The organism is bacterium, assembly GCA_012517375.1.
Classification (GTDB): Bacteria; Hydrothermota; Tepidihabitantia; order B3-TA06; family B3-TA06; genus JAAYVC01.
In genome coordinates this window covers 1-5357 of the sequence record JAAYVC010000019.1, presented here as the reverse complement: position 1 = coordinate 5357, position 5357 = coordinate 1, and the positions used below count along the sequence as shown (strand labels likewise).

Genomic DNA, 5357 nt, shown 5'->3' with positions numbered 1-5357 from the left:
TCGGAATGTTTCGACAAATAGGTCATTCGCTCCTCCTGAGTAAACTGATCAATTCTTTTTATGTATTAAAATCAAATAATAAACCAGCTTATTATATGTCGGCGGCTATGTAAAAACTACCCCCGGGGGGTTGCGATTATTATGTAATTTGATGTAGGTTTTTCAATCCATATGGCTTGTTTGTTATGGAGAATTTAAAGCCGGATAAAGTCCAAAGCCTCAGATTGGCGGCTTTTTTGTTATGCCCCTTTACCCCTTCATTCACCGCTGCCTCCCCTGGAAACTGTCATTTTCCCGGCCAATTTGTTTGGAATTAGGGGATAATTTGCTATTATCCATTCCAAAACCGGCGGGCGTGAGGTTCCCTTTTTTGCCTTTGATAATGATTGAGCACTCACTATCTGTTTTTTCCAGACCTTTCTTTTAAATTCAAGGCTGACGGGGCCTCCCCAAGAGAGTAGAAACTTTCCTCTTAAGTTCTCGAGCAATGCAATCATATCCTGGGTATCTTGAGTTGTCCAGCGAACAGTATATGGCATTGCCGTTTCTTCATACGGGGGGTCGATGTAAAAGAACGTATCTTCAGAATCGTATTGTTCAATGATTTTTCGGAAATCAAGATTCTCTATAAATACATGAGATGTCTGCAAACGTTGACTCAGTGTAATCCAGTCCCTTCCCAATGGGGCTTTCCGTGAAGATCGCCAATAACCAAAATATTGTCCTCTACTTCCGAAACTTAGCATAATTTTTAAGTAATATCTGACTGCCTTGTGGATTTCTGTTACATTGGGGAGAGTTCCTTCCGGATCTTCAAAATTGACGCGAGATCTCAATGCCCAGGAAAGCTGTTCATTGAATTCATCTGGATGATATCTCACCACATTATATAAGCGGATGAGTTCTCTATCGATATCGTTAATCACCTCAACATTGGAAGGCTCTTTTGCAAAGAACAAAGAGCCACCTCCGACACAAGGTTCGACATAACATTTGTGCTCAGGGAAATATGGAAGAAGGTATTTCGTCAATCTTACCTTTCCTCCTACTCTATGAATTAAAGAAAGAGCGGTCACGTTTCCTCCTTTCTTCTTAGTTTTTAGTGATTAAAAACTCGTTTTATTCCCCCCGCAAATCTCGCGCCCACCGCGAACAAGCGGTGACCGAACGATTGTATCTTCGCTCCTCTGCTGCCCAAACCTATCCCCGCAATCTTCAATTTCATCATGCCTGCTATTAAAGCGTCGGGGAAATGATCGTCTTTCTTTACAATATGTCCCCCCTGATCTCTACGCCATGTGCGTAGTTGTTTCAACAACACATTCTCTCTCGCAGGAATCCCTATCAAGCCTTTTTCGAAAAGGTAAGACAATATAGAAACCCCATCTTCCTTAAAAGAATTAAACGCGACCCCCAATGTGGAACCGGCTTCTTGTTTTACTCCCCACACAGCAAACCCCGCGTTACGAAGCCTATCGTTTTCAAAGGGGTGAGAACTATCTGCGAAGACCTCCCTTATTCCGTAACGCTCACGCAATTCCTTAAGCTTGTCTATTATCTCATCGCCTCCGTGTCTCGAGTATAGTTCTGTATGTCTAATGAATACCCTATTCCCAGCCATCCCAAGAGTTATCAGAGGAGTCATCCCGGCAAATCCCCAGTCAATTGCAAACCATGAATAATCGAACTCTTTCGGATATCCCCGATTCCCAATATCTACAGCGCGATCTATATCCGCAGGCTGGATTACGAGCCCCGCGGATGCGGGACGCAATCCCATAGATTCGACCTCGAACGCTTCACGAGGAGAATCCTTCCACTCCCCGATGATCTCGTTTATTGATATCCAGCCATGGGACGTTTTAGCTTTTCCTTTACAATATTTATTTCTAAACTCGAGGACAGGACATTTTTCGCATTCATAAGGGCATGGCTGCGCGATATCGAAGCTGTCCCATTTGTAGAGTTCGTATCCCTGGGCAACATGATTTTCTACCAGGGCAGCGAACGTTCCGGTCAAACTATGATAGGTAGACTGACGCAAAATCAATGGCGGATTTGCCGTGCGGACTACATATCTGGCAGCACGAACGATATCTTCTTCGGCTTCTGCTTCCTCATCGATTATTAACAATGCGCCACGAACATTGCGTCCCAGGTGAAGCCCGCGAATCGACTTCGTGGATGAGGTTCTTGCGACGATTCTATTGCCCTTAATACTTACCAGATAGGACGCGGTGAGTTTTTCGATGCTTACGAACTGCTCCACATCCGGCATCTCAAGCCATTCGGTTATATAGGAATACAGGGTGAGAGCTTGTGTTTCTGAACCGGCAATAATGCCTACGTCGAAATCCTTGAATAAGAAGAGTGCAGTGGCGAGTGCGGCCGCCCCAAAGGTTTTTCCTCCGCCTCGGGGAGCTAAAGCGACAGCCTTTCTTACACGCAAAGAATAGAGATCATCAAATAAGCGGGCGGCTTCCTTGAAAAAGATGGCACCCTTCTCTTCAAAAAAAGAACGGGGATTTTCCTGGTACTTTCGGAGCGAGGAGTTTTGCCTCTTCTCCAACAGCTCTTTAATATTTACAAGGTAGTGGTTCTTAACTTCCTGGATGAGTGATTGTTCAGGAGGCATCTGAGCCTTTCTCTAATTCCTTAGCGGTATCGGCCAGGAGTTCATCAAGGGCATCGTCGAAAGCTTTCCCTAACTTCTTACTGCAAAGCTTAATGAATACTGCGAGGGCTACTTTCAAAACATCAGTCAGGTCTAAAGGCTTCTCAAATCCTTTGAATCTTCGGGCTTTTTCTTGATTAAGGAGATAAAAAATATTATAGAGTGCGGCGGGGGAAGGCTTGACGCCTTGTTTTATCCATTCTTTTAATTGGTTTGTGGCAGAATTACTTATGTCGACGAGTTCATCGAGTGCATCATGCGCTTTATCTGCGTATTCCTCTGCACGTTTAACCTTCAGCTTTTGAATTCGAAGAGCCTTTTCTGCTTTCCAATCCGGCCCCCGACGCCATTCTTCTATCGTTCGCTGCTTCGGGCCCGCGCGTTTGAATCTCTTTTTCGCTATAACACCGAGCCGTTTGACAATCTCATCCGTCGGGAGTTCATCCATGAACAGATCGTATGCGGCCAACTTGATTTCAGGAGGAAAGCGGTCTCTCATTTTTTGCAACCTGGATCAGTTTTTTCTATGGATTTATTGAGGGCCTCCAGTTCCGCAATGGCTGTGTTTCCAAGCTTCTCCAAAACGGGCCGGGCGAGAAGTTCGTACAATTTGATAATGCGATTGTCTTTTTCATCAAGCTTTGCCTGCAAAGCCTTGCTATCCAGTCTCCAGACTTTCCATAAAGTGATTACAGCAACGATAAGAAGAGCAAGGGGTATCCCGACATCCTTCACAAGGTTCAAGAAATCCACTTGACCCTCATTTCCTAATTAGTTATCTCTTTAACAACCTCTTCAATATTGACGTCCATTGCGGCTAAGGTGTGCAGATTAAACTTCATCGTAGCCTTAGCGAATTTTACTTGATTGCCCTGAAACTCACAAAAACCTTTTACCGCAGAATCTATATTTGCAAGGGAACGTTCGAGAGAGGCTTTAACATCTCCGTTTATCCCTTCCCTTTTACACCGCTCTAACCCCAGGCGTGCGGCTTCATGTGCAGCCGCTAGATATTGTAGTATCATCTATCCTCCATATACAAGGATTTTGAGTTTTTGCCAACTCTTACTGCCGCATATCCCATCCGGCTTAAGTCCGTTGGCTTCCTGAAATTCAAGAAATGCATTCTGCGTTTTTCCCATCCAATCCCCGTCGATTCCCCCCGGGTTGTGGTGACTATCTCTAAGCAACTCCTGTAAATGATGAACAGGTCCATAGTCATTCATATCCCTAACACCCATGCGAAGGGTCGGATCGAATCTGATAGGGCCGTAGGCGTGCCTTGCCGCTATAGAAAATTCACAGAAATCCTCAACCCCCCAGAGCGTAAGGATAATCGGGGTATCCTTAGCATGATCTTTCAACCAGCCAAGGAATATCTGCCAGGCTTTTCCCTCGTAGCCTCCACAAGGGCCAACACAACCAGCGCTCCACTTCCCTATGGTATCGCCGGTTCCCATTGCGTGGAACCATTGACCTATTGCATCCGTCCTCGGAATCTCATCAACATCTTGACTGTATCTCGTACCCTGATTCCTCCGATCTCTCCAGAAGCGGGTTTTCCCCCCCTTGCCCTGAAGCGCGAGTCTGCCGTCTTTAGAGCGTTGCAAGGGCTCCATTTCATGCTGGCCCCAGCACATGTGCGCGGCGCCCTGGGGATTCGCATCTGGCCCTGTCGTATAGTACTCTCCAGGCTCGCTCGTTCCTATGGAGGCGTATATCTCTTTTTGTTTAGTTTGAGGATTCACGCGCGCGAGTACGCATGTATCATTGTACTTATCCGGCTCATTATTGTTTGAATTTATTCGTTCTGGGATAGCGCCCTCTTGCCTGGGGGTAGCGCCCTGAATGAATAAAATATTAATTGCGCCTGGTGAATAGTTCCATTTGCCCCAAAGCCCTAATTTCACGAATCGTTCCGCGTATCCGTAATCAAGATTCTCCGATGCCATCAGAAGCTCCATCCCACTTCAACCGTCCCCTGGATACCGTGCAGCGTAATCGTCGGCCCTACACTCACTGGCCCCCAACCTATCCGTGCCTTGACGCGAGGATCGACGAAAGGCATAGTTGAATCGCCACAGAGCTTAAAGCCTGCGTCAATAGCAAGTCCTGCGTGGAATTTAGTCCAGAAAGGATGACCGGTCTTTACGAAAAACCCATGCCCTTTGGTTGCAATGGAAAAGTTATTGCCGATGTTATTGTAAATGTAGTCCTTGACAAGTGCGGTAGAGTTCCAGGTATCGGCAGGCATGAGCGTGGAGAAGGTCAAACGTGCTCCCCTCTTCTCCAGATTAATGATAGTCTCCGGCCACCGTCCCCAGATAGTGTCCGGTCTGATCGTATCCTTGTATAAAACAATCGTGTCCGGTTTCGCTTCCTTGTATATAATCCGATCCTTCCATTTAAGCACCGTGTCGATCTTCAGCAGCGGAACTTCTTTTACCAGGGTGTCGGTATGAAACAAAACCTGGGGTTTAGGGGAACAACCCATCGTCAAAAGCCAGACAGCGAGCAGCGTCGCAACAACCGTGCAGAGCGCAGTCCAGAAGATAATTCGGAAGGTTTTAGGCTTTTCCGTTTCCATGCTAAAGTGTAGCTTCCAGAGTGGCCGCGTCTAGACACTTTTGGCCGCTGCTGAACGATTCATCATCTAACAGGTATCCCAAATTCCTGGGCGCGA

Annotated in this window: 7 protein-coding genes; all 7 read right to left on the bottom strand. The window is 46.4% G+C overall.

Going from position 1 to position 5357, the window contains the following annotated elements:
• Nucleotides 1–257: 257 nt before the first annotated feature.
• Genes GX441_02540 through GX441_02510 form a run of 7 tightly spaced genes read right to left on the bottom strand, consistent with a single transcriptional unit; the run spans nt 258 to nt 5261 of the window.
• A complete protein-coding gene (locus GX441_02540) occupies nt 258–1076 on the bottom strand; it encodes a DNA adenine methylase (protein NLI97521.1) in 819 nt (272 codons plus the stop codon).
• 23 nt (nt 1077–1099) lie between these two features.
• Nucleotides 1100–2635 carry a hypothetical protein gene (locus GX441_02535; protein NLI97520.1) on the bottom strand — a complete coding sequence of 512 codons (1536 nt, stop codon included), beginning with the start codon at nt 2633–2635 and terminating at the stop codon, nt 1100–1102.
• Nucleotides 2625–3173, bottom strand: a complete 549-nt coding sequence (locus tag GX441_02530) for a hypothetical protein (GenBank protein ID NLI97519.1) — start codon at nt 3171–3173, stop codon at nt 2625–2627. Before GX441_02530 ends, GX441_02535 begins: the two co-directional genes overlap by 11 nt.
• A complete protein-coding gene (locus GX441_02525) occupies nt 3170–3427 on the bottom strand; it encodes a hypothetical protein (GenBank protein NLI97518.1) in 258 nt (85 codons plus the stop codon). The genes GX441_02530 and GX441_02525 overlap by 4 nt, the downstream gene beginning before the upstream one ends.
• A gap of 14 nt (nt 3428–3441) precedes the next feature.
• Nucleotides 3442–3699, bottom strand: a complete 258-nt coding sequence (locus tag GX441_02520) for a hypothetical protein (protein NLI97517.1) — start codon at nt 3697–3699, stop codon at nt 3442–3444.
• Nucleotides 3700–4638 (bottom strand): hypothetical protein, encoded by a 939-nt coding sequence (locus tag GX441_02515; GenBank protein NLI97516.1) that lies wholly within the window; start codon nt 4636–4638, stop codon nt 3700–3702.
• Entirely contained in the window at nt 4626–5261 is a 636-nt protein-coding gene (locus GX441_02510) for a hypothetical protein (protein ID NLI97515.1), read from the bottom strand. Before GX441_02510 ends, GX441_02515 begins: the two co-directional genes overlap by 13 nt.
• Nucleotides 5262–5357: the final 96 nt, after the last annotated feature.